Here is a 23,572-nt window from a genome sequence, read left to right on the forward strand (position 1 = left end):
GGCTTTTTTATGTTCAGGCCTCTCTCATACCTTCTGTATTTTTAAACATTACTGCTGCTCGGAAAATTATCCCGCATGACTCTGTTGACTTATACCAATTTCATTAATTAGGTGGTCTACTTTATGCGCAGGAAAAACAGCCAAATATAAGGCATTTATTTTAATAACTAGTTGTTCTAATTATTAAATAAATAACGAAGTAGTTGGTTATTTTAACCAGTAAAAATGATCAGATAATTAGTGAGATTGGTATTACCTCCTTGTTGGTCACTAATTATCATTTAGTGGTTCAAACAAACAGGCATTGAGTGCGGTGGCTAACTCATCAAGTTTAGCGGTTAGTTACTTTTATTAGATAATATGTTGTTTTGTTTTATATAACTTTGTTGGTATTTATTTAATTCAGCAAGTCTTTGCTCTGCTATTGCCGCTTTAATCTCAAGCCCTTTCAAACCCTGTTCAACAAAAGGCTTGGCTGTTACTCGGTTGAGCATTTTAAAGCCAGTGTAGAGAAATTCTTTTTGTTGGTATTCAGCTATATCCAAGCCATAGCGAACAGTAAAATCTGCTTGGCAACAAAGTAAAAAATCATCAAACTCTTCTGGTTTTCGCCAAACATCTAATTGATTATATAGCTTTAAAATAGTACTAGCTTTTAATTGAAATACCTTATGTGCATGCAGGTGAAACTGACAAACCTTTAGCGCCAAATTTTTGTGTGCTGTTGGCACTCTTAAACGCTTACAAACCGCCTCGATTAAAGCCACCCCGGCTATTTCATGATCAGCATCAGCAGGTATGTTATCTGGTTGGGTTAACGACTGACCTAGGTTATGGCAAACACTGGCAAACCTAACGGTAGTTTTTTCAGAGAGTAAAACCGCTTGTTTGAGTACCATCATAGTCTGTAATCCAGAGTAAATTTTTGCCTGCGATTTTTCTAGCTCTGGCGTGTCCCATAAATTATGTAAATCAGGCCAAAGCGACTTTAGGGCTTGGCATTGATATAACACTTGAAAAAACACTTCAGGGTGAGTGTCGGCTAAGCTGCGCTCCATTTCTTGCCATATTCGTTCAGCAGAAAGACTGGATAATTCACCACTTTCACTGAGTTTGGTCATTAAGGCTAATGTTTCTGGTGCTATGGCAAAACCATAATCGTGATACCTAGCGGCAAAACGAGCAACACGTAAAACCCGTAGTGGGTCTTCAATAAAAGCTGGAGAAACATGGCGTAATACGCGATTATCTAAGTCTATTTGGCCGTTGTAAGGATCAATTATTTTACCATTTTCATCCATCGCCATCGCATTAATACTGAGATCTCTGCGCAGTAAGTCTTCCTCAAGCGTAACGCTTGCTGATGCATCGCAATTAAAGCCGGTATAGCCTTGGCCTGCTTTTTTTTCGGTGCGAGCTAAGGCGTATTCTTGTCTACTTTGTGGGTGGATAAATACTGGAAAGTCTTTGCCTACTTGTAAAAAGCCAAGGTTGAGCATTTCTTGAACGCTAGAGCCGACCACGACATAGTCATTATCAACAACAGGGCGTTTCAGGAGAGCATCGCGTACGGCGCCGCCGACTAAAAAAGTGTTTAGTTGCTGTGTTATATTTGTCATTGAGCGCTATAAACCTCTGAAAATGAGTAATGTATAGGAAATTATATTGATTAACTTTAACATAATAGCGACTGACTTTTGACATATGATTGCGTTCAGGTTAATTTTGCAGGGCCAATTCATCAGTTAAGATTTTCTATGTATACAAGTTATTTTGGTTTAGAAGAAAAGCCATTTTCAATTGCCCCAAACCCTGATTATTTGTTTATGAGTGATCGTCACCGCGAAGCCCTTAATCACTTAACTTATGGCTTAGGTGATACCGGTGGGTTTGTTTTACTTACCGGTGAAGTGGGCACGGGGAAAACCACGCTGAGTCGGCATTTAATGGCAAACTTACCAGAAAATACCCAAGCCGCTTTTATTCTAAATCCCACTTTATCTAGTCAAGAGTTATTAGCGACCCTTTGTGATGAATTAAAAATTCGTTATCGTAAAACAGACGCAACCTTGAAAACCCTCACCGATAAAATACAACAAAAGTTACTCAAAAATCATAGTGATGATCTTAATACCTTGTTGATTATTGATGAAGCGCAACATTTGCAACCTGAAGTGTTAGAGCAGCTCAGGTTATTAACCAATTTAGAAACTAACACCAAAAAACTTTTACAGGTAATTTTGATTGGTCAACCTGAATTACAGCAGTTATTGCAGCGTCGAGATTTACGGCAATTAGCGCAAAGAATTACGGCGCGCTATCATTTATTACCCCTGAATAGGCAAGAAGTTGAGCAATATCTTAAACACCGCCTATCCGTAGCAAAATGTTTTCGTAATATTTTTGATAAAAGTGCCGTTAGCGCCATCCATAAAATTTGTAACGGTATTCCGCGCTTAATGAACTTGTTAGCCGAGCGATCTTTGATAAATGCTTATAACAGTAACAATGCTTTGGTTAACCGTAAAATTGTACTTCAAGCGGCTCATGATGCCTTAGGTGATGAATTTCAGGTAAAACCTTGGTGGCAACATTCGTGGGCAAAAACAGGCGGCCTAGTTACTGCATTAGGCTTAGTTTTAGCGCTAGGCATTTGGTGGGGAGCATATCAACCTCAGGGGTTTGTTGTAGAGACTAAGGTAACTCGTGCGACTATAAATCAGCCAGATCCTATGGCTGAGCAGAAACCGCTAGCTGATCGAGAAGCGCCAGCTGTTGTCACTACAGAACCAGTTCAAGCAGAGGGTGGTACGAGTCATGATATTAACAGCGGTACTAATAATGGTACTAATCTGCTTGCCTTGGCGGTCGATCAAACGACTCAGGCCAAAGCAAGTAACACGAACCTTGAAAATGAGCTTGCGGTAGCAACGACTAAAACTGTTAGTAACCAGGCAGGGTTAACTGATGAACAAGGCGATACGCAACAATATATAGCGAGTGAAAGTAGCTTAGCCGACGCGCAAATTGCTGTGCCAACAAGCGTACAAAGCTCAGCGCTAAAGCCTAAGAAAGTAACGGGTGAAAACTTTGTCGTTAAAGCAGAAGCTGGGGTGTCTGACGAGTTGTTGGCAAGTTTTCAATCGGCTATCGAGCACACCAAACAAAGTGACCATGCTAGCGAAAATGTAGTAGCAGGCGGTAGCGAACTCATACCGCTGGCACAAATGCCAACTTGGGTGCAAGACGGGGTGCCTTCGCTGGCGTTTGAAATGCATCTTTATGCTAGTGATGGGCAAGGTTGGGTAAGGGTGAATGGCCGTGATCGTTATGAAGGCGATTATATTAGTCGCGAATTACTGCTTAATGAAATACTTCCACAACGTGTAGTACTGAGTTTTCGAGGGGAAAAATTCACTATGTCTGCGTTATCTACTTGGAATTAGAATAAAAAATATGCCGCAGTTTTTTCAATGATAACCAAGGTTCACCATCAGCCTTCACAGCTGATGGTTGATCTTTTTACCTACTGCCAAGCTGGCATTTGGGCTTCGTAATCTTCTATCTTAGCAATTTTATTTAACGTCCAACCCACACTGTCAACACCGTTTTCTAAACAGTATTTATGGAAAGGCGCAATAGTAAAATCATATTGTGCACTGGCTGTTTTAACCGTACTGGCGACTAAGTCAACGGTAAGGTGCTGTAAACCCTCTTTTGACTGTTGAAATAGCGTCGCTATAGCTTCTTCCGCTAATATCACAGGTAGAATGCCAATATTGATACAGTTAGCATAGAAAATATCGGCAAAACTAGACGCGATAATAACTTGAAAACCATACTCTTGCAGCGCCCAAGGTGCATGCTCGCGACTTGAGCCACAACCAAAGTTTTCACCAGCGAGTAAAATACTTGCCCCTTGATACTGTGGCTTGTTAAGGACAAACTCAGGATTGTTTTCGTTACCCAGGTTGTCTAAATAGCGACGGTCATGAAATAGGTGCTGGCCAAAACCTGTGCGAGTGGTTTTTTGTAAAAATTGTTTTGGAATGATTTGATCTGTATCAACATTCGCCGTGTCCAATGGCACAACTAAGCCATGATGTTGGTTAAATTTTTCCATGTTATGCTCCTTGAACTTGTGAGTTAATCGAGGTTAAGTCGACAAAGTGACCTGCAATGGCAGAAGCTGCCGCTAATTCAGGGCTGACTAAGTGGGTACGACTGCCGCGGCCTTGTCGGCCTTCAAAGTTTCGGTTGCTGGTAGAAGCGCAGCGATCACCGTGCGTTAACACATCATCATTCATGCCTAAACACATTGAGCAACCCGGTAAGCGCCATTCAAAGCCGGCATCAATAAAAGTTTGTGCTAAGCCTTCAGCTTCGGCTTGTTCTTTAACTCGATAAGAGCCGGGTACAACAATAGCGTTAACCGTAGCTGAAACTTTTTTACCTTTGGCCACTGCAGCAGCGGCGCGTAAATCTTCAATTCTAGAGTTAGTGCATGAGCCAATAAATACTTTATTAATCGCAATGTCGGTAATTTTAGTGCCGGCTGTTAAGCCCATATATTTTAATGCCGCAATGCATGATTCACGCTCAACGGGGTCAGTAAAATCCTCAGGGGAAGGTACAACACTATCAACTTGTGTCACTTGCCCTGGTGTTGTTCCCCAAGTGACTTGGGTTTTAATCTCTTTTGCTTCTAGCGTTAAGTAACTATCGAATTTTGCTTCGCTGTCTGATTTTAGCTGCTGCCAATCTGCAACGGCTTGCTGCCATACTTCGCCTTTTGGCGCGTAGTCTTTGCCTTTTAAGTAGTCAAACGTTTTGGCATCAGGTGCGATAAGCCCAGCTTTAGCGCCAAATTCTACACTCATATTACACACTGTCATGCGCTCTTCCATGGTTAAACGCTCAATGGCTTCACCACAATATTCAACCACATAACCGGTTGCACCCGCACTACCTGTTTTACCAATAATGGCTAAAATAATGTCTTTAGCACTTATGCCTGAGGCAACTTGACCTTTAACTTCAATTCTCATGGTTTTAGCTTTGGTTTGGCGTAATGTTTGGGTGGCGAATACGTGCTCAACCTCAGAGGTACCAATGCCAAATGCTAAGGCACCAAAAGCACCGTGTGTTGAAGTATGTGAATCGCCACAAACAATAACTGTACCAGGTAAAGTTAAGCCTAATTCTGGGCCAATAACATGCACAACACCTTGGTTTTTATGGCCCATGCCGAACAATTCTATGCCAAATTCTTTACAGTTTTTTTCTAGTGTTCTCAGTTGATTTGCAGCGCCTTCACCGGCAGCGTTAATTTCAATAGAGCGCGTTGAAATATTATGGTCCATAGTCGCAATGGTGCGCTCGGGATGGCGCAGTACACGATTATGAAATTTTAAATTAGCAAAAGCTTGTGGCGAGGTAACTTCGTGGATCAAATGGCGGTCAACAAAGATCAAGGGTGTTTCATCCGCTTTTTCTTCAATGATATGACTTTGCCATAATTTTTCGTATAAAGTGGTTGCCATGCTATTTTGCTCCTGAAGGTTTTTGGTTGTTAACGATATATTGACAGATAATATCGCCCATTTCGTTAGTCGATTTAGCGCTATGACGTTGCTCGGCACTTAATAAGTCGCCGGTAAAGTTACCGGCATTTAATGCCTCTGCCACGGCAGTTTCAATCGCGGTAGCGGCTTCTGCCTGATTTAAGCTATGACGCAACATTAATGCTGCTGAAAGAATTTGCGCAATAGGATTAGCAATGCCTTTGCCAGCGATATCTGGCGCTGTGCCACCAGCAGGCTCATACATACCAAAGCCTTGTTCGTTTAAGCTGGCTGAAGGTAATAGTCCCATCGAGCCGGTGATCATAGCGCAGATGTCAGATAAAATATCGCCAAATAAGTTAGAACATAACATGACGTCAAATTGCGCAGGGTTACGTACCAATTGCATAGCCGCGTTATCAACATACATGTGTTCAACTTCAACACTAGGATAGTCTTTTGCCACTTCAATAACGACTTCTCGCCACAATTGAGACGATGCTAGTACGTTTGCCTTATCGATAGATATAACCTTGTTACGACGCTTCTGAGCCGCTTGAAAAGCAAGGTGTGCGATGCGGCTGATTTCTTTTCGAGAATAAATCATAGTATCAAAGGCGGCTTCATCTTCTTGGCCTTGATTTTTTCGACCTTTAGGTTCGCCAAAATAGATACCACCGGTTAATTCTCGTATCACTAAAATATCAAAACCCGCTTGTGAAATATCAGCGCGTAAAGGGGAAAGGTGTGACATGGCGCTTTGCAGTTGTGCAGGGCGCATGTTACAAAACAGCCCAAAATGACCTCGTAAACCCAGCAAAGATGCTCTTTCTGGTTGTTCAGTGGGTGGTAAGTCACTCCACTTAGGGCCGCCAACCGAGCCAAATAAAATGGCATTAGCTTGTTCACAGCCCTTAACTGTACTGTCTGGTAGTGCTTGGCCATGGTTGTCGATAGCGCAGCCACCGACATCATAATGCTCAGTGGTTATTTCGAAATCATACTGTTTGGCAACTGTTGCTAAAACTTTTTCTGCTTGGGCCATCACTTCTGGCCCAATACCGTCACCGGCTAATATTGCAATCTTCGACATAGTGTTTTTAAACCTATAAATATACTAAATTAATGAATCTACTGTTTAACTAAACTTGGTTTTGGCCATCAATAGCGGCTTCTTTCTTGAACTCTGATTTCAGCTCAGTTTTTAGCTCAGCTATGGTAATCGCACGGTGAATGCCATTAAGTGCATTCACTAAGGCATTACCTGACGCTTTAATAACATCGGTATCTAAGCCGTAGCCATGAAAATTTCTCCCTTGCCACGACACCACAATGTCAGCCTTACCTAAACCGTCTTCACCTTCACCTTTATTTGAAATTTTGTAGTCGCTGACTTCAAAGTCAATATCAATAGCTTTTTTAATGGCACGATACAGCGCATCAACAGGGCCATTGCCCGTTGCTGAAACAATTTTATCTTCATCACCTATAGCTAATTTAATGCTTGAGGTAGAAAAGTCACTACCGCCACTTTGTACATTTAAAGTCTGTAAACGATAAAAGTCTTGCTGGTCTTGTTGTTGAATATTAAAAAGTAAAGCTTCTAAGTCATCATCAAATACTTGGCCTTTTTTGTCGGCTAAGGCTAAGAAGTCAGCATAAAGTGTCTCTATGTCATAATCAGACTCTTGATAACCTAAGCTTTCCATACGATGCTTAATCACATGTCGACCGCTACGCGAAGTTAAGTTCAACTTGGTTTTGCTAATGCCGACACTTTCAGGTGTCATAATTTCATAGGTGTTACTGGCTTTTAACATGCCGTCTTGGTGGATACCTGATGAGTGGCTAAAAGCATTGCCGCCGACAATCGCTTTATTTAGTTGTACCGGCATATTACAAAGCTGACTGACTAACTTAGAGGTACGGGCTATTTCTTGATGATTAATACGGGTATGCACGCCTAACAATTCTTGGCGAGTTTTCATGATCATCGCGACTTCTTCAAGTGAGCAATTACCTGCACGTTCACCAATGCCGTTGATGGTACATTCAATTTGTCTTGCACCCGCTTGCACGGCTGACATTGAGTTAGCTACCGCTAAGCCTAAATCATTATGACAATGCACAGAGATAACCGCTTGATCAATATTAGGTACACGATTAAATAACGTTTCAATAATTCCACCAAATTCGTTAGGCAAAGTGTAACCTACGGTATCAGGAATATTGACTGTGGTCGCGCCGGCTATAATGGCTTGTTCAACCATACGGCATAAGTTGTCAATCGGGGTTCTACCCGCATCTTCACAAGAGAACTCGACATCATCGGTAAATCTACGTGCATATTTGATGGCGTGTATCGCCATCGCTTGGACATCAGCAAAGCTTTTTTTCAATTTCTGTTGCACATGGACATCAGAAGTAGAAATGAAGGTATGAATACGAAATTGATCGGCTGGTTTTAAGGCCTCGGCACAAGCTTTAATATCTGCTTCTACCGCACGAGCTAGGGCACATACTCGAGAGTTTTTTACACTGCGCGCTATCTCTTGCACTGACTTAAAATCACCCGGTGACGATACCGGAAAACCCACTTCCATAATGTCGACACCTAAGCGTTCAATCGCATGTGCTATTTGTAATTTCTCATGTACTGATAAGCTGGCGTTCAATGCTTGCTCACCATCACGTAATGTGGTGTCAAAAATAATAACTTTATCGTTAGAAGTGCCCATGTATGTTCCTGATTTTTTTTGTGAAAATTTACGCTAAATGACGAGCATAAAAAAACCCGCGCTTATTAGCGCGGGTTTAGTGTTTTATTATGTTATCTACTTATTCTTTTAAGCAATAAAACCTAGCCGCGCATGGATAATGCGAGGAGGAGGTTAATTCGAATCATGTTAGTGAAGTTTTTCATCGATGCTTTTGCTTAGTATTTTTATTTAACAAATAGTTTATAGCTTATTAATAGCGCAATTCTCTGGTTGATGTCAATAAAAACTTGAGTATTTAAACTAATAATCTACGAAGTCTAATGCTCGCAGATACTTTGTCAAAGCATTGAGATTCTCACTTTGATTTATACTTCACAGTGCCCTATTAGACATTTTTGTAGTAATTAGTCGTTATTCTACTCGCTAAGTTAAGCGTACAGCTATATTTTCCAATAATTGAGTTTTCTTCTAAGCTTAAAGTTACGAAATAAGTTCAGAGGCTTACGCTTATTGGCCAGTTTACCGTTTGTAAATATATTTTCTACCGCGTCCATTATTCTGCAAGAAGATTGACCGTCTTTAAAAGGGTGGAGTTCCTCACAGTAATGGGTAATCGCTTGTTTAAGTTGATCAGATGGCGATAAGGCAGCCACTATTGCAGTTGAAAGTTCAGATGGCGTTTTAATATCAATTAGATAGTCACCAGGTAAGGAGTTATTGTAAGTGACTATGGGTTTACCCAGTAGCGAAAATTCACCAATAACAGAGGAGGTATCAGATAACAGTATGTCGGCACTTTGAAATAATTCATTTATTTCACTCGAATTGACCACTTTTATATGTTCACATTCTAGTTTGCTATATTGCTCTACCCAATACATCGGCATTTTTGGGTGAAATTTAATTAACCAATTATATTTTTTAGATTGAGATAATACTTTAATTTCATTAAATAAATCGCTCGCCGAAGTGAGTTTTGGGGAGAATGTTGGCGCGTATAAAATGGTTGGTTTATGGGTAGAAAAATGTTGCTTAGGAATGGCATTAAATAACGGGTCAACTTTTGGCCAACCGGTTTCTATGACATCAAAATAGCCATGCTTTTTAGCGAGTAACTTAAATCGAGATGTTGTCGACTTGCCATGTGTACAATATAAGTCAAAACAGCCGCGAATTTGAAAGTGACCTTTTTTTTTCCACTCAAGCCCATGAAAAACTTGTACTTTAATTCCGGAAATAAATCTGGGAATATGGTTGCCTGGTACAAAACAAGCTGCAGGTTTATAGCCAACAGCGTCGGCAGCTGAGTTTAATATGACTTCGTTATCACAAAAATTATCAAGATTAATGTGATTACCAGAGACAAACCACTTTACCTCACCACCTCTTGCTAATATTTCTTTTTGTAATGGTCGCAAGATCTCAAAGGAGTAGTTTTCAGAAATATAAAATAGGTGACGTTTCATTACTTTATGGAGTTACCTTTTTGTTTTTACAACTTCAATAATTTCAGTGGTCGAAATGGAAGGAGTTCGAGGTAAGTAAATGACTTTACAGATATCTTCTAGATGATCAAACTTACCTTGCCAATCATCCCCCATAACGAGTATATCGGCATTATAATGTTTAATGTAATGCGCTTTTAACTCAAGAGATTGCTCAAGAAATACTTCATCTGCGCAGCGAAGTGAGCGAATAATATGTTGTCGGTCATCTTCTGAGTATATTGGATATCTAGATTTTTTTTCCATATTTAGTGCATCTGAAGATACGCCTACTATGAGGTGTAACCCATGTAACTTGGCGCGTTCTAAAATATTGACATGTCCGACATGGAATACATCAAAAGTCCCAAAGGTGATTACTCTCATTAATTAGCTCCTGTAACGAGAAAATGTGCAATGCGTTCGCTGCATTTACCATCCACTTTCCCAACCAAATACTCGCAAGTTTTGGCTCTTTCAGCTTCTTTAAGCTGAGGATTATTGATGTGTAATTCTACTTGTTCTATTAACTCTTGTACATTTGTTGTTTTTGCGGCTACTTTTCCAAAGTAGGCTATATCTTTGTCTAACCGACGAGTAAACCTATACTTGAATATGCCACGGTAAGACCAACGTAGTTTATAAAAGTCGCACCAAATCGCTGGCTTATTTAAGGCTGCAAATTCAAATAACGTAGAGGAGGCATCACTAATCATTAATGCTGCATGCTGCATAAAAGGTAAAATAGAGACATCACTAACATCACAAACGTATACATTACTGTAACTTTCCCAATGTTTTAACTTTTTTTGTTGCGCTTTATATTTATTTTTTATTAAAGAAAAAAAGTGTGCTTTTATAATAATATTGTATTTTTTTAAAAGCACCGGAAAATTTTTCGGTAAACGTTCAATGGAGCTAGGATAAAAAGTTGGGGCATAAAGGATTGTTTTTTTGTTTGGATCTAAGGCGAGTGAACCAAGGAAGTCGTTATTTTTACTACTATTCACAATAGGGTCTAATTTTGCATAACCGGTATCAATAAATTTCTTTTCAGGAAAAAGTTTCTTTAATCGTTCAAGTCTATGTTTCCCCTCAACAAACCTGTACATTATTGCTGAGTTAGATACGTCATAATAGCAAGATTTTGGGCCAATTCCGTGCTGCATCAATGCTGTTTTAGAAGCACAGTGTATTTTTTCTAACCCATCTATTGCATTGCCAAATATTATCCATTCAGGTTTTTCTGTCAAATAAATATTATGAGCTTCTGCTTTATCGTTTGCCCAAAAACATGATAATTTATGTGTCTTCACGTATGCATCTAAAATATCGTTTAAGTCTGTTTGTCGATGTAAAATAAACTCACAATCAATGCCCATTTCAGTCAACTCATTATAAACGGGTAAGTATTGTGGTAAATAATATAAATGCTGGACATCAAAAAAAACGCGCATTAGTATCTCTCTTAAATTTTAGTAATGCTGGTAATTCATCCTTTTAAGACCAGTTAATGTTAGCAATAGCACTATGTAGAGTGTCAAATTCCTACCAAATATATGAAACACTGGTACTTAGAAATTTTTCACCTTGCGTATCTTCTCCGAGATTAATTGCTAGGTTGATAAATGCGTTTTTTAATGTTTTTTTGAACTTTAACTCTATTTCATGGGAGCGCTGATAATTCATAGCAGACGATGAATCGACTGTAGCGGTTCGGTATAACAGAGTAATTCGGTCAACTACTTGCGTTTGCCAGTCAATTCTCATACTTGCGGCAGAACCTGCTGCACCATCGTTTGCCGTCTTTAAATTACCCCACCAGTGCCCCATTTTAACTTTATCATTAGCGTAGCCTTCGTCATAAATATGATGGACATACCAGGCTGTATGAAACTTACTATATTCAATATTTAATGACAACGAGTCAGTTAGGTAGGGGAAAAACATACCAAAATTTTGTGCTATGTTGCCTAACTGGTAATTGCTATAATCTTTAGTGTCCTCTCCTGCGTACTCATAATAAATGCTTATTGGAAAATTAAACGGGCTGAAATCGAATTTATTACTAAATGACGCTTGTTGGTTTCCAAATTCTTGTGTGCAATCTACTAAATCAGATTCACCACCGCAGTTGTCGCTACTTAAGGGGTCAATAAATGCGTTCCATACATCCTTAACAGAGACACTTTTGTCACCACCAAACATAAAGGTTCGATTAAAGCCAACAGTCCACCATTTTATAGGTTGTAAGCTTAAGTGCATAGAAAGTAAGTTGGGCTTGCCAGCGACAATATTACTATCTCGTCCAAATTGAATCCCTTGTTGCTTTTCAAGGATACCAACTGACAATTCATATTTAATATTCCAGTCAGTTAATAGTTCAGGGTTACTAATAGTTACATTAAGCGCTGGCTTAGCTTGAGTCGATAATAGTAATGCACCTTCCTGCGTCGGCGATAACCAATGTTCTCGATAACCAACATCTACTTGCAATACATCCCAGCCAAAAGAAACGTAACTATTATTCGGTACTACTTCACCATTGAAAAATGTACCCCCACCATTAAAAATTAGGTGCTCATTGACTTGCCAAAAGCTGCTTGTTGATATTTTGAAAGAATCGTCAACATCAAGGCCTCGCTGATTAGCCATTAAAAAATCATCTTCAAATGAGTGATTAATCTGTGCTGAAAAATGAGTGACAGCTTTTGTTTTTTTATAACGTTTTATATAAGCATTTAGCCTTTGATATAAAACAGGATGGCTAGTTTTAATTTTGTCTAAGTATTTATAGATTGTTGCCGCATGATATGGGCGTGTTAAAATCGGTAATTTGGTTATGGTAGCAAGTTTTTCAAGCTCTAATTCAAGTAGAGGATCGGTTTTTAAGGGTAAATAGGGGGAAACGCCATTTGCCTGAGTGGTAAATGATATCAGACAAATATTGATGACAAGTGTATAAAAAAAAGTTTTCAAAAGTATTATTCCAGTGTTCTTTAATTTTATTAGTTTTTCACGCAAACCATAACGAAATGGGTTTAGTTAACCCCAGTTTTCCATACCTGATTTACGCTTTGAAAATAAACGCGGTAAGATCAAACCAAACAATAAACCAATACTTAATACGATTGCGCCATTAAAAAACCATTGTTTTTTAATGCTAGTATCTTGGTTTTTTAATTGTGATTTAGTTTCTGTTAAATCCATATTGAGTGCTGAAATACTGTTTTGTAGGTCACTACGCTCAGATTTTAATGCGTCAATTTCACCTATTGCTTCGTTGAGTTGCTCAGTAACATCAATTTTGCCTGATTGAAAACTCGCTAATTTTTCATTAAGATCAGCAATAACATAACGCATGCCTGGTTTTGTTGAGACAAGTTTGCTTTCAATCCAGCCAGTGCGTTCATTATCGCTAATGATCTCGCTATAATCATTAGCCGACTTACCGGTTAATTGTATTTTTTCACCCGCGTTTACCGTACCTTGTATACGGTAATTTTTACCTGCACCTGAGTGCATATAAACAATTAAATTTTCAGAAATATAACCGGTAGTGGTTGAATTAGTAGACTCTTCAGCAAAAGAGAATAAAGAAGTAAAAAGTAATAGTGCAACGAATTTTTGTTTTATGTTTATCATGAAATAACCAATAGCGCCATTTAAACAGAGAATGGCAAAGATAGTAGGACGTTGCAGTAATGATAGCAAGTGGAGTCGCTTAGATTTCTAAGATTTTTGATATAAATTATTAATCATGTAAGATTGACACTACTATTAGCTGTAATTGTACAAAAAATATCACTACTGCAGTTAATGGGATTGATTTATAACTAATATTGGAAAAGTATGACAACCGAAATAGAGCTTAAATATTTAGTTTTAGGCAATGACACCGTAGAAAAAATCACCCAAACACTTAATCGTGAAAATATTCACTTTAGCTATCAAGAAAAGCAACTCGCTAATTGCTACTTCGATACCCCAGAGCTAAATTTGCGACAACATGATATGGGCTTGAGGGTTCGCCGAAGCAATAGTCATATTGAGCAAACAATAAAAACCGCTGGACAGGTGGTCGGTGGTTTACATAGTCGCCCTGAATATAACGTTGATATTGAAGGTGAACTGCCGATTTTAAGGCTTTTTCCAGATGACATTTGGCAACCAAGTCAATCGGTTGAAAATATTCAACATGATTTAGTTGCCTTATTCAATACTGACTTTAAACGTTGTACCTGGTTAATCACCGATGCCAGTGGCAATAGGGTTGAGCTGGCTTATGATCAAGGTGAAGTGGCCAGTGCTGAGAAAAAAGAGCGCATTCATGAGCTTGAATTTGAGTTGGTTCAGGGAGATAAATCTGCACTATTTACTTTAGCCTCATTGCTTTTTAAAGAGCTAGCACTGCGCCCAGGCTTAAAAAGTAAAGCGGCACGAGGTTATGCGCTTTGGCGAACCGAGCCAGTAGTAGAAGCTACCCCACAACAAAGTTTTATTTGCAACAAAGGTGGTGATTCAATTGCTAATGCCTTTACCGATGGACTAAGTCATGGGCTTACCCGCCTGCAAAATAGTATTGAGGCTTATTTAGCCACGCCAACTTTGCATGAATTAGTGGCAGTAAAAGCAAACTTAGCGCTTATTCGTCATGGCTTTTGGTTATTCGCAGACTATTTATCGCCGGATGAATTACTGATCAGAGATGAATTAAGTCATTTTGTGCATTTACTTGCTTGGCTTGATAACGCGATATATTTGCAAGAACTGACCAATAAAACCGGTAATTACCGCAAAAAACTTGATTTTAGCAAGCTACTAATCGAACAACTTCAAATAGAAAAACGTCGTTTTCCTGATAGTGATGATATTAGCCAACTGTTACATAGTAGCCGTTTTAACCAACTGCAACTGTCGATATTGCAAGGTTATTTAGCGCGTAGTGAGCATATCGCTGTTGCGAGTAAAGTCGGTGATGATACCCTGATTAAATTTGCTCAAGATAAAATTCAATTGAGCCTAAGTGAAATTAGTGCGCAGATGAAGAACATGGCGAGTTCAGACTGTCAGCAATATATTGCACAAAGCAAACTATTGTATCGCAGCTCATTAACCGGTACTTGGCTTGCCGGCTTATTTGATAATGATTTACGGGATAAATTTCGCCGGCCATGGCTAGACCTACAACAAGGTATCAGCGAATTACAGTCACTGTGGATTATTCAGCTGCAATTAGAAAAACTCTCTGAACCGCCAAAAAAACTGGTGCAGTGGCAGCAGAGTAAAGTACAAGGCTTGTTATTAGCATTAGACAATACTAAAGCCATTGCTATTGCGATGGAGCCGTATTGGCTTGAGTAGCACTAAGAGCCAGAATTTATCATTAAGTGTTTGATGCTTATTAATAGCGGAGTAATAACTGAACGATAACTGAGCGATAAACTCAATAATAGCTTGGTGATCCACTAGGCTATTTTTTAAATATTAAAATCAGTAGAACACGCACTGAGCTTAGCCTTTTAAGTTCAATGCGCTGTAGGCCAATTGTTAAGGCGTTTACGCTGAAGTATTTTTAGCTTGGTTACGCTGTTGTGCTAGTGCTTGTAGCTGTTTTGATTGTTGATGTAAACTATGTCGCACTAAGGCTTCTTGATCTTCTTCACGAATATGATGAAAAATCACCTTGTATTGACTTTCGCTGTCCACTATTTCACTACTGACAATTTCGCCAACACAATATAGCGCGGTATTTTCATCAGCAAAAAATAACTTTAATTCAAGAAAGTCACCCGTGTTAAAGAGGTTAGGTGCCGTGGTTTTAAAAATAATGCCACCACCACCAAAATTAATGGCTTGAAATCTTGTGCTTGCATCGTTTTGTTGACTAAGAATGTAACCTACCAGTAGGTCCATTTTTTTCGCTTGATGATTAAGGTAATCCATTAAATGACTAGCAACCCCAGTCACTGATTGTAGCGAGCGTAGGGCCTTTTTATCGACGGTATTGACTTCTACCGCTATTTTAAAAGGTGCTGGCATGTTTTCAATAAACTGCTGATAATTTGGCAATTGCGCTAAGTCGATAACACTAGCGTTGATGGTAAAAGTATAGTTTATGGAAAAAAACTCATCAAATTGAGCAAGTTTTGTCTGATGGTCAGCGGTTGTCATAAATAAATTACCTTATAATTTGCTCAAGTAGTCTCATTCATTATCTCAATGGCTAGCTATATCTATTGAGATAAATAAACGATTATTCTAAAGTGGATTCAATATCCAATATCTGCGTTAGTTTTAATCCCAATAACCCACTAATACTCAATCAAGCGCCTTGCTCTTGAATATTTAGTCTCACTTATATTAGTCTCACTTATAATGGCTCACTGACTTAATCTAATGGCTATTGTGTGTACTAGCAAGAAACACGTTAACGGCACATTCACACATTTCATCAATCTGGCTATCTTGTGCGTATATACCGTCAATAACCAAACGAGCGATACCGTGCAAAGTAGCCCAAGTTACTTGCGCCAACCTTAAGCTATTTTCCTCTTTGATAATAATGCCTTGTTCTTGCCATAATTTGGTCATTTCAACTTGGTAGTTAAAAGTTGCATAGGCAATTTTCTTTAACGCTTCAGTGCTATTATTTTCTTTCCAAATAACCCGGCCAAACATCAGTTCGTATAATGATGGGTTACTGGTGGCAAAGCCGATATAAGCATGAACAAAATGACGATATTTATCTTCATTAGACAGCTTTTCTTCAGAAAAAATTTCACTTACACGCTGATGCCATTGTGCAAAACCTTGCTCAGCAATCGCACATAACAGATCATTTTTATCGGTAAAGTGATGATAGGCCGCGGTGCGCGAAACACCAATGCGCTCAGCGAGTTTACGTAACGACAAACCTTCAATGCCTGCCTCTGTCACCATTTCTGTTGCGGTAATCACTAACGACTTACGCAAATCTCCATGGTGATATTTTGTTTTGGTTGCCATTAGCTAAGCTGCTCAGTGTTATTACTTATGATCAAAGGACTTTTCTCGATGGAAATACCACATTAGCAAATATTAATCCGGCCACTAATGACATGAAAATTAGAAAGGTTTGTGAGCCGATGTCAGTGGCATTTAGCATAGTTTGCCCCGATACTGCGTTACTTAAACCAATATACACTTTACTTCCTGGTACCAATACCACCAAGCCCATTAATTTAACAATACTTGAGGGAAGATTCATAATGCGTGAAAAAATACTACTGTATATACCTAAAGCAAAGGCACCCACAAAGGCACCCAGGGCAACCCCTAAATATTCAGCGCCAATAATGCTGGCACCAAAAGCAATATAACCTGAAACAATGCCCCAAGGTGCATCTTTTTTGCGGCACTTAAATAAAATAACTAAGCAAATTGATAAGGTGGTCACTGCCGCCCATGAGGTCCAATTAGGTGTGCTAGGTGGCTGAATAAAAGCGACTTCACCCCACATCATTTTTCCCAGAGCGATACCTAAAACACCACCAAAGTAAATCTTAAATAAGATCATTAAGGCATCCATTAGCCTTGCGGTACCCGAGATCAAATTTCTTGCGGCAAGCTCAGATAAAGCTAAGTTTAACGACAAGCCTGGAATAAACGCGATAATACTGGATAAAACCACGAAAGGGATATTAATGCTGGGATCTATTAAGGCAATAGCCGTGGCTAAAATAGCGGTTGTCATCGCGGCAATGGGTTCTAACATATCGGTGACACGGCGCGAGTATTCTGCCCCAAAGGCAAATAAGCAAACCACAAAACCCAACAAGGTGGACCAAAAAACGTCATTCCAACTGGTGTGCATTAGCATGGCAAAAGCACCACTTGAAGCGCCAAAAGCTAGAAAGGTTAAAAATCGACCATAAGGATTAGGTTTGTTGGCAATTTCGTCTAAGCGTTCAATGGCTTCTGATAGTGTTCGTTGACCCGAAGTAAGTTCGTCAACCAATTCGTCGGCACGAGCCAATGAACCTAAATCAAGTTCGCCCGGCGCAACACGCAAAATATGATTGTAGTCTTGGTTTTCGTCATCTTCAGATAAAACAAAGGTTAACGATGTCGGGCTAATCACAAAAGAGCCATAAACATTTAAGCTTTTTGATACATCAGCTAAATGTGCCTCCAATCGATAAGCGGGAGTACCGAATTTATGTAAAGCTTTACCTAAACGAATTATAAATCGACGCTTATCGGTAAAACTATCAGTGTTTGCCATGGGAATTTCGTTAATATTGAAAATAATTTTCTATGGTAAATGATTAATTTTAAAATGAAAGCACAGAAGTCGGATCTTAATAAATTTGTTATCTAAAAGAACATATACATTGTTTAGGAAAGTTTGCAGATAGGTTTAGGAAAGTTTGCAGATAGTGTAAATCTCGGTATGATATCTGAGCTAGCGAGATAGTTTTTTCTTGAAAATTCAACTGCGCTAGTAAAATTTTGCTATTGGGGTAACAAGTGATATGACTTTATTGATTATTTTATTTTGTGTATTTTCGGCAGTTGCCTTGATGGTGATTTTAGGACAACGTTTTGGCAAGCCAATGGTAGCAGAGCAACAGCAAAAATACGCTAAAATACTCTGGGTAGTGGTATTTATTGCCATTATTGCTGCTATTATTCGTCAGATGTTGTAAGACTGCGTTTTTTGCAGAGTTTTTTGCACAGTACTGACATTTTTATCAATACTATTTATCAACACGATTAAAAGTACTATCTAGTAAAAGTACCATTTAGCTTTTCTTACTTGACTCAATATCGAACTTGTTTTGATTTAGTACCTCGCCAGCGCTGTTATAGTTACGTTCGTAAACTTCAATATCACCTGTTTTTGCTTGTAAAATTATGGCTGTCGAGCGTGTGCCATAGTCAGGCGATACGATAAAAATACTACTGAGTAGCGACTCCAACTCTTCACTGATGCCGGTAATCGGTAAATGTTGCGCTTGCGCCAGTTCTTGGTTCATCATCACAGAGAATAATGCGGCAACATTGACCTTGTCAGTGGTAATTAAACCTTCTAAGGTATTTAGGCCTAAGGCCATTTTGGGCCAAATATCATCTAATGCGCCATTACAGACGCTATGAAAGCCAGGTTGAAGGTTGACAAGTTTTTTATTAACACTATCAAATGCCTGCAAATTATTTAAGGGACCAAAGACAAGATTAAAGTCGTTGTATTTATCGGACACTTGCGATAAATTTTGCTGGGTTTTAAGGTCTCCGTTTTGCAATGCTTGTACCACTAAATCACCACGAGAGCGCTTTTTCGTATCAAAACTTGTTGGTCGACGAAAGTTAGTTAAGGCTGAGAAGTCGCCTTCAGGGCTTAGGCCAAGCCAAGTACCTTGTGCCTGTAAATCTTTACCCGCTAATATCTTTTGCTCCGGCCACCAGTGCATGTTTTGTGTTGGGCGTTGATGAAATTCATCACGATTAGCACAGATAATAACCGGGTAGTCAGGGTGTTGTTCAATAGCGATAAATAAGATGCACATAAAAAGGTTTTTTCCAAAAGAGGGTGTATAAATGGTTGTCATACCAATTTCATTAATTAGGTGGTCTACTTTATACGCAGGAAAAATGGCCAAATATAAGGCATTTATTTTAATAACGAGTTGTTCTAATTATTAAATAAATAACGCAGTAGTGGGTTATTTTAACCAGTAAAAATGATCAGATAATGAGTGAGATTGGTATAACTAATAATATCTGGAGCTTTCACTCTATGCCATCATAGGATAAGGTTTATAACAAATATACCCTCGATATTATTTTTCAAGCAAAAGGTAGTAAAGGCTGATGTTAGCAGTTCCCGTAATTGATTTAAAAGACAAAGTATCAGCACAAGAATGGCTACTCAGAGTAGATTTAGCCGCATGTTATCGACTGATTGCCTTGCATGGCTGGGATGACTTAATTTACACCCATGTTTCGGTGCGTATTCCTGGTACAGAGCATGTACTGATTAATGCTTTTGGTTTACGGTTTGATGAAATTACCGCGTCGAATTTAGTTAAAGTAGATATGGCGGGCAAGATAGTTGATGCAGACTGCCCGTTTGAATTTAACCCGGCAGGTTTTACCATTCATAGTGCTATTCACGCTGTTCGCCATGACGATATTTGTGCCTTGCATGTGCACAGTAATGAAGCGATAGCGGTGGCTAGCTTAGAAGCAGGTTTATTGCCTATTAGCCAATATTCAATGTTCGCACTCGCCTCACTTAGTTATCACGATTATGAAGGTTTGGCGGTCAACGACGATGAAAAGTTGCGTATACAGCAAGACCTAGGTGATAAAAACTTCATGTTATTGCGTAATCATGGCGCTTTAACCATGGGCAAAACCATAGGAGATGCTTTTATGCATATGTATGATTTAATACGAGCTTGTCAAATTCAAGTACAAGTCATGTCGATGGGTATGAAGCCACTATTGGTTGACCAAAGTATTGTTGATGGCATTAAAGCGCAGGCAAACATAGTGCATACCGGACAAACGGGTGGGCAAAAAGCTTGGCCGGCGATGTTACGTAGAGTCTATAAAGAAGATCCAAGTTTCGCGCTATAATCTTAAATATCATGGCTGTAGTGATTTTAGAAGCGCATTTAAAAAGAATGTAAAGAGAGCATAATGAAAGTAACTCATGTAGAAATTTTTGATATTGAATGTCCAAAACGTCCAGGTTGGAACCCAGTATTTATTCGTGTACATACCGATGAAGGCATTTCTGGTGTGGGTGAAGCAGGTCTTGCTTATGACTGGGGTCACAGTGCTGCAGCGGCGATGCTAAAAGAAATTAGTGAAGCGATACTGATAGGCTTTAATCCCTTTAATACCGAATTATTGTGGTCTAGAATGCTACGAGAAAGCTTTTGGGGCTTAGGTGGCGGCCCTGTGCTTTATTCGGCTATGAGTGCGATAGATACCGCTTTGTGGGATATAAAAGGTAAAGCACTCGGCTTACCGGTTTATCAATTATTAGGCGGTAAAACTAATGAAAAGTTGCGCACCTATGCAAGCCAATTGCAGTTTGATTGGGATGAGAAAATCACTAAACTTATTGAACCCACACAGTATGCAGAAGCCGCATTAAAAGCCGTTGCACAAGGCTATGACGCGGTAAAAGTTGATCCGATTGTTTACAACCATGATGGCAGTTCTTCATTTGATCGCACTAAATTGTTTACCCCAAAACAAATGCGCTTATTTGGTAATCGCCTGCGCGCTATTCGCGATGCCGTGGGTGAAGACGTTGACATTATTTTTGAATCGCATTCATTAATGGGCGCGGCTTCAGCGATTCAAATGGGGCGAATTGTTGAAGAAGTTGGCTGCATGTTCTACGAAGAGCCAGTGAATTATCTGAACTCGGCCGTACATAAAAAAGTGGCTAACAATGTTAACGTGCCCATTGCGGGTGGCGAGCGCTTGTATCACCGTTGGGACGTAAGACCTTATTTTGAAGACCAAAGTATTGACGTGTTACAGCCTGATATTGGCTTATGTGGTGGCTTTACCGAAGCTAAAAAAGTGTGTGATTATGCCGACGTTTACGACATTCGTATTCAGGCCCATGTCTGTGGAGGGCCAGTGGCTACAGCGGCGTCTTTACATCTTGAAACCGCGATTCCAAACTTTTTAATTCATGAGCATCATACTTATGCGATTAAAGACTGGAACCGTGAGCTATGCCTACAAGACCCACAACCGGTGAATGGTTTTTTTGAAGTATCTGAAACGCCAGGCATTGGTATTGAGCTTAATGACGAAATAGTTAAACGCTCACCTAATGTGACTGTGAATTCTTTGAAATAAATGGTTTAAAAGATTAGTTGAAAAGATTAGTCGAAAAGATTAGCTGTCAGTTTGAAGCTTTCAGCTTTCAGTTAAAAAGAAAGAGCTGTTTGTTTGATTTTACTGGCAGCTCAGCACTGCTAACTTAACCTCTTTGGTATTAGATATAGTCAATGGGTAGCTGTCAGTTGGAAGCTGTCAGCTTTCAGTTAAAAAGAAAGAGCTGTTTGTTTGATTTTACTGACAGCTCAGTACTGCAAACTTATCGCTAACTTAACCTCTTTGGTATTAGATATAGCCCATTGAAAGCTGTCAGTTTGGAGCTGTCAGCTTTTAGTTAAAAAACTAGAGCTGTCTGTTTGATTTTACTGACAGCTCAATACTTCAAACTGATAGCTAATTTAACCTCTTTGGTATTAGATATAGTCAATGGGTAGGGCGGTGGTGTATTTAATTTCTTCCATGGCAAAGCTAGAGCTGATGTCAGCAAAACTTGCCCGTGTGATCAAGCGTTGGTAAAAACTGTCATAAGCTTTCATATCGGGCACCACCACACGCAGCAAATAATCTATCTCGCCACTCATGCGATAAAACTCTAAAATTTCCGGGAAATCTATCGCTACCTTTCTAAACTCACTAAGCCATTTGGGGTTGTGCTGATTGGTTTTAATGGTAACAAATACCGTTAAGCCGACATTAAGTTGCTCTGGATCGGCAAGTGCTACGCGACCCTTAATAATACCAGACTTTTCCATCACTTGAATACGTCGCCAGCATGGGGTTGTTGACAGACCGACTTGGCTGGCAACATCACTTACCGACGCGGTACAGTCATGTTGTAATATGTTCAGTATTTTTTTATCGAATGCATCCATAAGTGTTTAAAACGAAATGGTTTTACCTAGATAGAGATGAATGAGAAATTATTTTGCGGTAAACAAGTCATTATTGCGAGTTATATTTTGTATAAGTGCTACTGCTTGGTTAGCCGTTATAGAAATTTGTAAAAACGCTGCGCATTACTAAAGCATAATTTCTGTAACTGTTCAGTGTTAAAGGCAAATTCAGATTCAGACTCAGACTCTGTTTTTGTAAGCCCAGTACTTATACTTTGAGTATTGGCAAGCCAAGTTTCTTGGTAGCTAGCACGCCATAAGCATAGCGGAAAATTACTGGCTAGCATCACGCGTTCAACACCAAAAATGTCGATGCACTGACGGATGATTTTATATCGCCAACTTAGAGAATAAGCTCTATCGGTTATTTCAAAACCAGAACATTTGATGAAAATATTGTCAAAGCTAGCCAAGCGTTTAAGGTTGTTTAACCAATGGACCTGTTGCATCTTATCTTGTGTTGGCCAACCCGCGTGGTTAATACAAAGCTGTAAATGCGGTGTTACTGATAATATGTTAAGTAAACTATCGACGGCCTGATGGTTTGCTAGTGGCATTTGCAGCTCAAAAATGAGTTTATTTTCGGCTAAGCTTGCTAGGTTATCTTGACTGTTTTTATCGTTAAGAATGGCTAAAACGTCGTCATCTAAAATATAACGAATACCGACCACACTTTGATAGCGCATTAGCTTGTCGACTTGCTGTAAAAACTTCAATTTTGGCAAGGTAATATCTAGCATTGCTATGCTGCGAAATGGCATGTTACAGGTGTTTTCTAACCAAGCGATTTCGCGCCAAGGTTGCTGATTATCAAAACCGGCTTCAATGTGCACAAAACCCGCTAATATTAACGGTGAGGTTAATGTTAGATCATGCTCAGAAAAGTTTTTAGCTATTAGGTGTTTATCGGACCAAAAAGGCGGGTTCTCTGCTCTTAACCATTGATAGTTACCTTCATTAAGAGCAAATAAATGCAGATGGGGATCGATTATTTTCATGGCTATGTATTGTATTGATTCATTTGTAGTTATGGTACTGATTCAGTTGAGTTTAGT

21 protein-coding genes are annotated in these 23,572 nt (G+C 39.3%); 5 read left to right on the forward strand and 16 right to left on the reverse strand.

The genetic code is table 11. The annotated features are described in order from the left end of the window. Window positions 1-338: 338 nt before the first annotated feature. On the reverse strand, window positions 339-1,619 hold the full coding sequence (locus H4J59_RS09360) for a multifunctional CCA addition/repair protein (RefSeq protein WP_182238799.1): 1,281 nt from the start codon (window positions 1,617-1,619) through the stop codon (window positions 339-341). 138 nt (window positions 1,620-1,757) lie between these two features. Between H4J59_RS09360 and H4J59_RS09365 the strand changes: the two genes are divergently transcribed. Next, on the forward strand, window positions 1,758-3,446 hold the full coding sequence (locus H4J59_RS09365) for an AAA family ATPase (protein ID WP_182238801.1): 1,689 nt from the start codon (window positions 1,758-1,760) through the stop codon (window positions 3,444-3,446). Between the two features lie 80 nt (window positions 3,447-3,526). Here the strand turns inward: H4J59_RS09365 and leuD are convergent, their stop codons facing one another. From leuD to H4J59_RS09410, 9 genes are all read right to left on the reverse strand, one after another. After that, entirely contained in the window at window positions 3,527-4,123 is a 597-nt protein-coding gene (gene leuD / locus H4J59_RS09370; RefSeq protein WP_182238803.1) for a 3-isopropylmalate dehydratase small subunit, read from the reverse strand. Between the two features lies 1 nt (window position 4,124). Continuing rightward, on the reverse strand, window positions 4,125-5,543 hold the full coding sequence (gene leuC / locus H4J59_RS09375) for a 3-isopropylmalate dehydratase large subunit (RefSeq protein ID WP_182238805.1): 1,419 nt from the start codon (window positions 5,541-5,543) through the stop codon (window positions 4,125-4,127). 1 nt (window position 5,544) lies between these two features. Continuing rightward, window positions 5,545-6,657 (reverse strand): 3-isopropylmalate dehydrogenase, encoded by a 1,113-nt coding sequence (leuB, locus tag H4J59_RS09380; RefSeq protein ID WP_182238807.1) that lies wholly within the window; start codon window positions 6,655-6,657, stop codon window positions 5,545-5,547. Window positions 6,658-6,706: 49 nt separating this feature from the next. Next, window positions 6,707-8,302, reverse strand: a complete 1,596-nt coding sequence (leuA, locus tag H4J59_RS09385) for a 2-isopropylmalate synthase (RefSeq protein ID WP_182238809.1) — start codon at window positions 8,300-8,302, stop codon at window positions 6,707-6,709. A gap of 422 nt (window positions 8,303-8,724) precedes the next feature. Beyond that, a complete protein-coding gene (locus H4J59_RS09390) occupies window positions 8,725-9,750 on the reverse strand; it encodes a CDP-glycerol glycerophosphotransferase family protein (RefSeq protein ID WP_182238811.1) in 1,026 nt (341 codons plus the stop codon). A 12-nt stretch (window positions 9,751-9,762) separates the two neighbouring features. Then, the gene (locus H4J59_RS09395) at window positions 9,763-10,155 is read right to left on the reverse strand and encodes an adenylyltransferase/cytidyltransferase family protein (RefSeq protein WP_182238813.1); all 393 of its coding nucleotides are present in this window, start codon (window positions 10,153-10,155) and stop codon (window positions 9,763-9,765) included. After that, complete coding sequence (locus H4J59_RS09400; protein ID WP_182238815.1) at window positions 10,155-11,225, reverse strand: CDP-glycerol glycerophosphotransferase family protein; 1,071 nt, start codon at window positions 11,223-11,225, stop codon at window positions 10,155-10,157. The genes H4J59_RS09395 and H4J59_RS09400 overlap by 1 nt, the downstream gene beginning before the upstream one ends. Window positions 11,226-11,316: 91 nt before the next feature. Continuing rightward, window positions 11,317-12,747, reverse strand: coding sequence for a capsule assembly Wzi family protein (locus H4J59_RS09405; RefSeq protein ID WP_182238817.1), 1,431 nt, complete (start codon window positions 12,745-12,747; stop codon window positions 11,317-11,319). A gap of 66 nt (window positions 12,748-12,813) precedes the next feature. Beyond that, a complete protein-coding gene (locus tag H4J59_RS09410; protein ID WP_182238819.1) occupies window positions 12,814-13,413 on the reverse strand; it encodes a TIGR04211 family SH3 domain-containing protein in 600 nt (199 codons plus the stop codon). Window positions 13,414-13,620: 207 nt separating this feature from the next. Here H4J59_RS09410 and H4J59_RS09415 point away from each other — a divergent pair, with 207 nt between their 5' ends. Beyond that, window positions 13,621-15,132: a CYTH and CHAD domain-containing protein gene (locus H4J59_RS09415; protein ID WP_182238821.1), complete on the forward strand. Its 1,512-nt coding sequence runs from the start codon at window positions 13,621-13,623 to the stop codon at window positions 15,130-15,132. A 195-nt stretch (window positions 15,133-15,327) separates the two neighbouring features. Here the strand turns inward: H4J59_RS09415 and H4J59_RS09420 are convergent, their stop codons facing one another. The 3 genes from H4J59_RS09420 to H4J59_RS09430 form a co-directional block, all read right to left on the reverse strand. Continuing rightward, window positions 15,328-15,942, reverse strand: coding sequence for a PilZ domain-containing protein (locus H4J59_RS09420; protein ID WP_182238823.1), 615 nt, complete (start codon window positions 15,940-15,942; stop codon window positions 15,328-15,330). 222 nt (window positions 15,943-16,164) lie between these two features. Continuing rightward, window positions 16,165-16,776, reverse strand: a complete 612-nt coding sequence (locus H4J59_RS09425; RefSeq protein ID WP_182238825.1) for a TetR/AcrR family transcriptional regulator — start codon at window positions 16,774-16,776, stop codon at window positions 16,165-16,167. 31 nt (window positions 16,777-16,807) lie between these two features. Next, the gene (locus H4J59_RS09430; protein WP_182238827.1) at window positions 16,808-18,034 is read right to left on the reverse strand and encodes a threonine/serine exporter ThrE family protein; all 1,227 of its coding nucleotides are present in this window, start codon (window positions 18,032-18,034) and stop codon (window positions 16,808-16,810) included. A 250-nt stretch (window positions 18,035-18,284) separates the two neighbouring features. On the opposite strand from H4J59_RS09430, the gene H4J59_RS09435 reads away from it, so the two are divergent. Continuing rightward, a complete protein-coding gene (locus tag H4J59_RS09435) occupies window positions 18,285-18,458 on the forward strand; it encodes a hypothetical protein (RefSeq protein WP_182238829.1) in 174 nt (57 codons plus the stop codon). A gap of 96 nt (window positions 18,459-18,554) precedes the next feature. On the opposite strand, the gene H4J59_RS09440 is transcribed toward H4J59_RS09435, so the two are convergent. After that, window positions 18,555-19,361, reverse strand: coding sequence for an NRDE family protein (locus H4J59_RS09440; protein ID WP_259369463.1), 807 nt, complete (start codon window positions 19,359-19,361; stop codon window positions 18,555-18,557). 262 nt (window positions 19,362-19,623) lie between these two features. On the opposite strand from H4J59_RS09440, the gene H4J59_RS09445 reads away from it, so the two are divergent. Both H4J59_RS09445 and H4J59_RS09450 read left to right on the forward strand, forming a co-directional pair. Beyond that, window positions 19,624-20,394 (forward strand): class II aldolase/adducin family protein, encoded by a 771-nt coding sequence (locus H4J59_RS09445; protein WP_182238831.1) that lies wholly within the window; start codon window positions 19,624-19,626, stop codon window positions 20,392-20,394. A gap of 63 nt (window positions 20,395-20,457) precedes the next feature. Beyond that, on the forward strand, window positions 20,458-21,642 hold the full coding sequence (locus H4J59_RS09450) for a mandelate racemase/muconate lactonizing enzyme family protein (RefSeq protein WP_182238833.1): 1,185 nt from the start codon (window positions 20,458-20,460) through the stop codon (window positions 21,640-21,642). A 395-nt stretch (window positions 21,643-22,037) separates the two neighbouring features. Here H4J59_RS09450 and H4J59_RS09455 read toward each other — a convergent pair whose 3' ends face one another. Together H4J59_RS09455 and H4J59_RS09460 are read right to left on the reverse strand one after the other, a co-directional pair. Next, window positions 22,038-22,496: an Lrp/AsnC family transcriptional regulator gene (locus H4J59_RS09455; RefSeq protein WP_182238834.1), complete on the reverse strand. Its 459-nt coding sequence runs from the start codon at window positions 22,494-22,496 to the stop codon at window positions 22,038-22,040. Between the two features lie 116 nt (window positions 22,497-22,612). Further along, window positions 22,613-23,515, reverse strand: coding sequence for an amidohydrolase (locus tag H4J59_RS09460; protein ID WP_182238836.1), 903 nt, complete (start codon window positions 23,513-23,515; stop codon window positions 22,613-22,615). Window positions 23,516-23,572 lie beyond the last annotated feature (57 nt).

This window comes from Colwellia sp. MB02u-10 (assembly GCF_014077185.1).
GTDB lineage: Bacteria > Pseudomonadota > Gammaproteobacteria > Enterobacterales > Alteromonadaceae > Cognaticolwellia.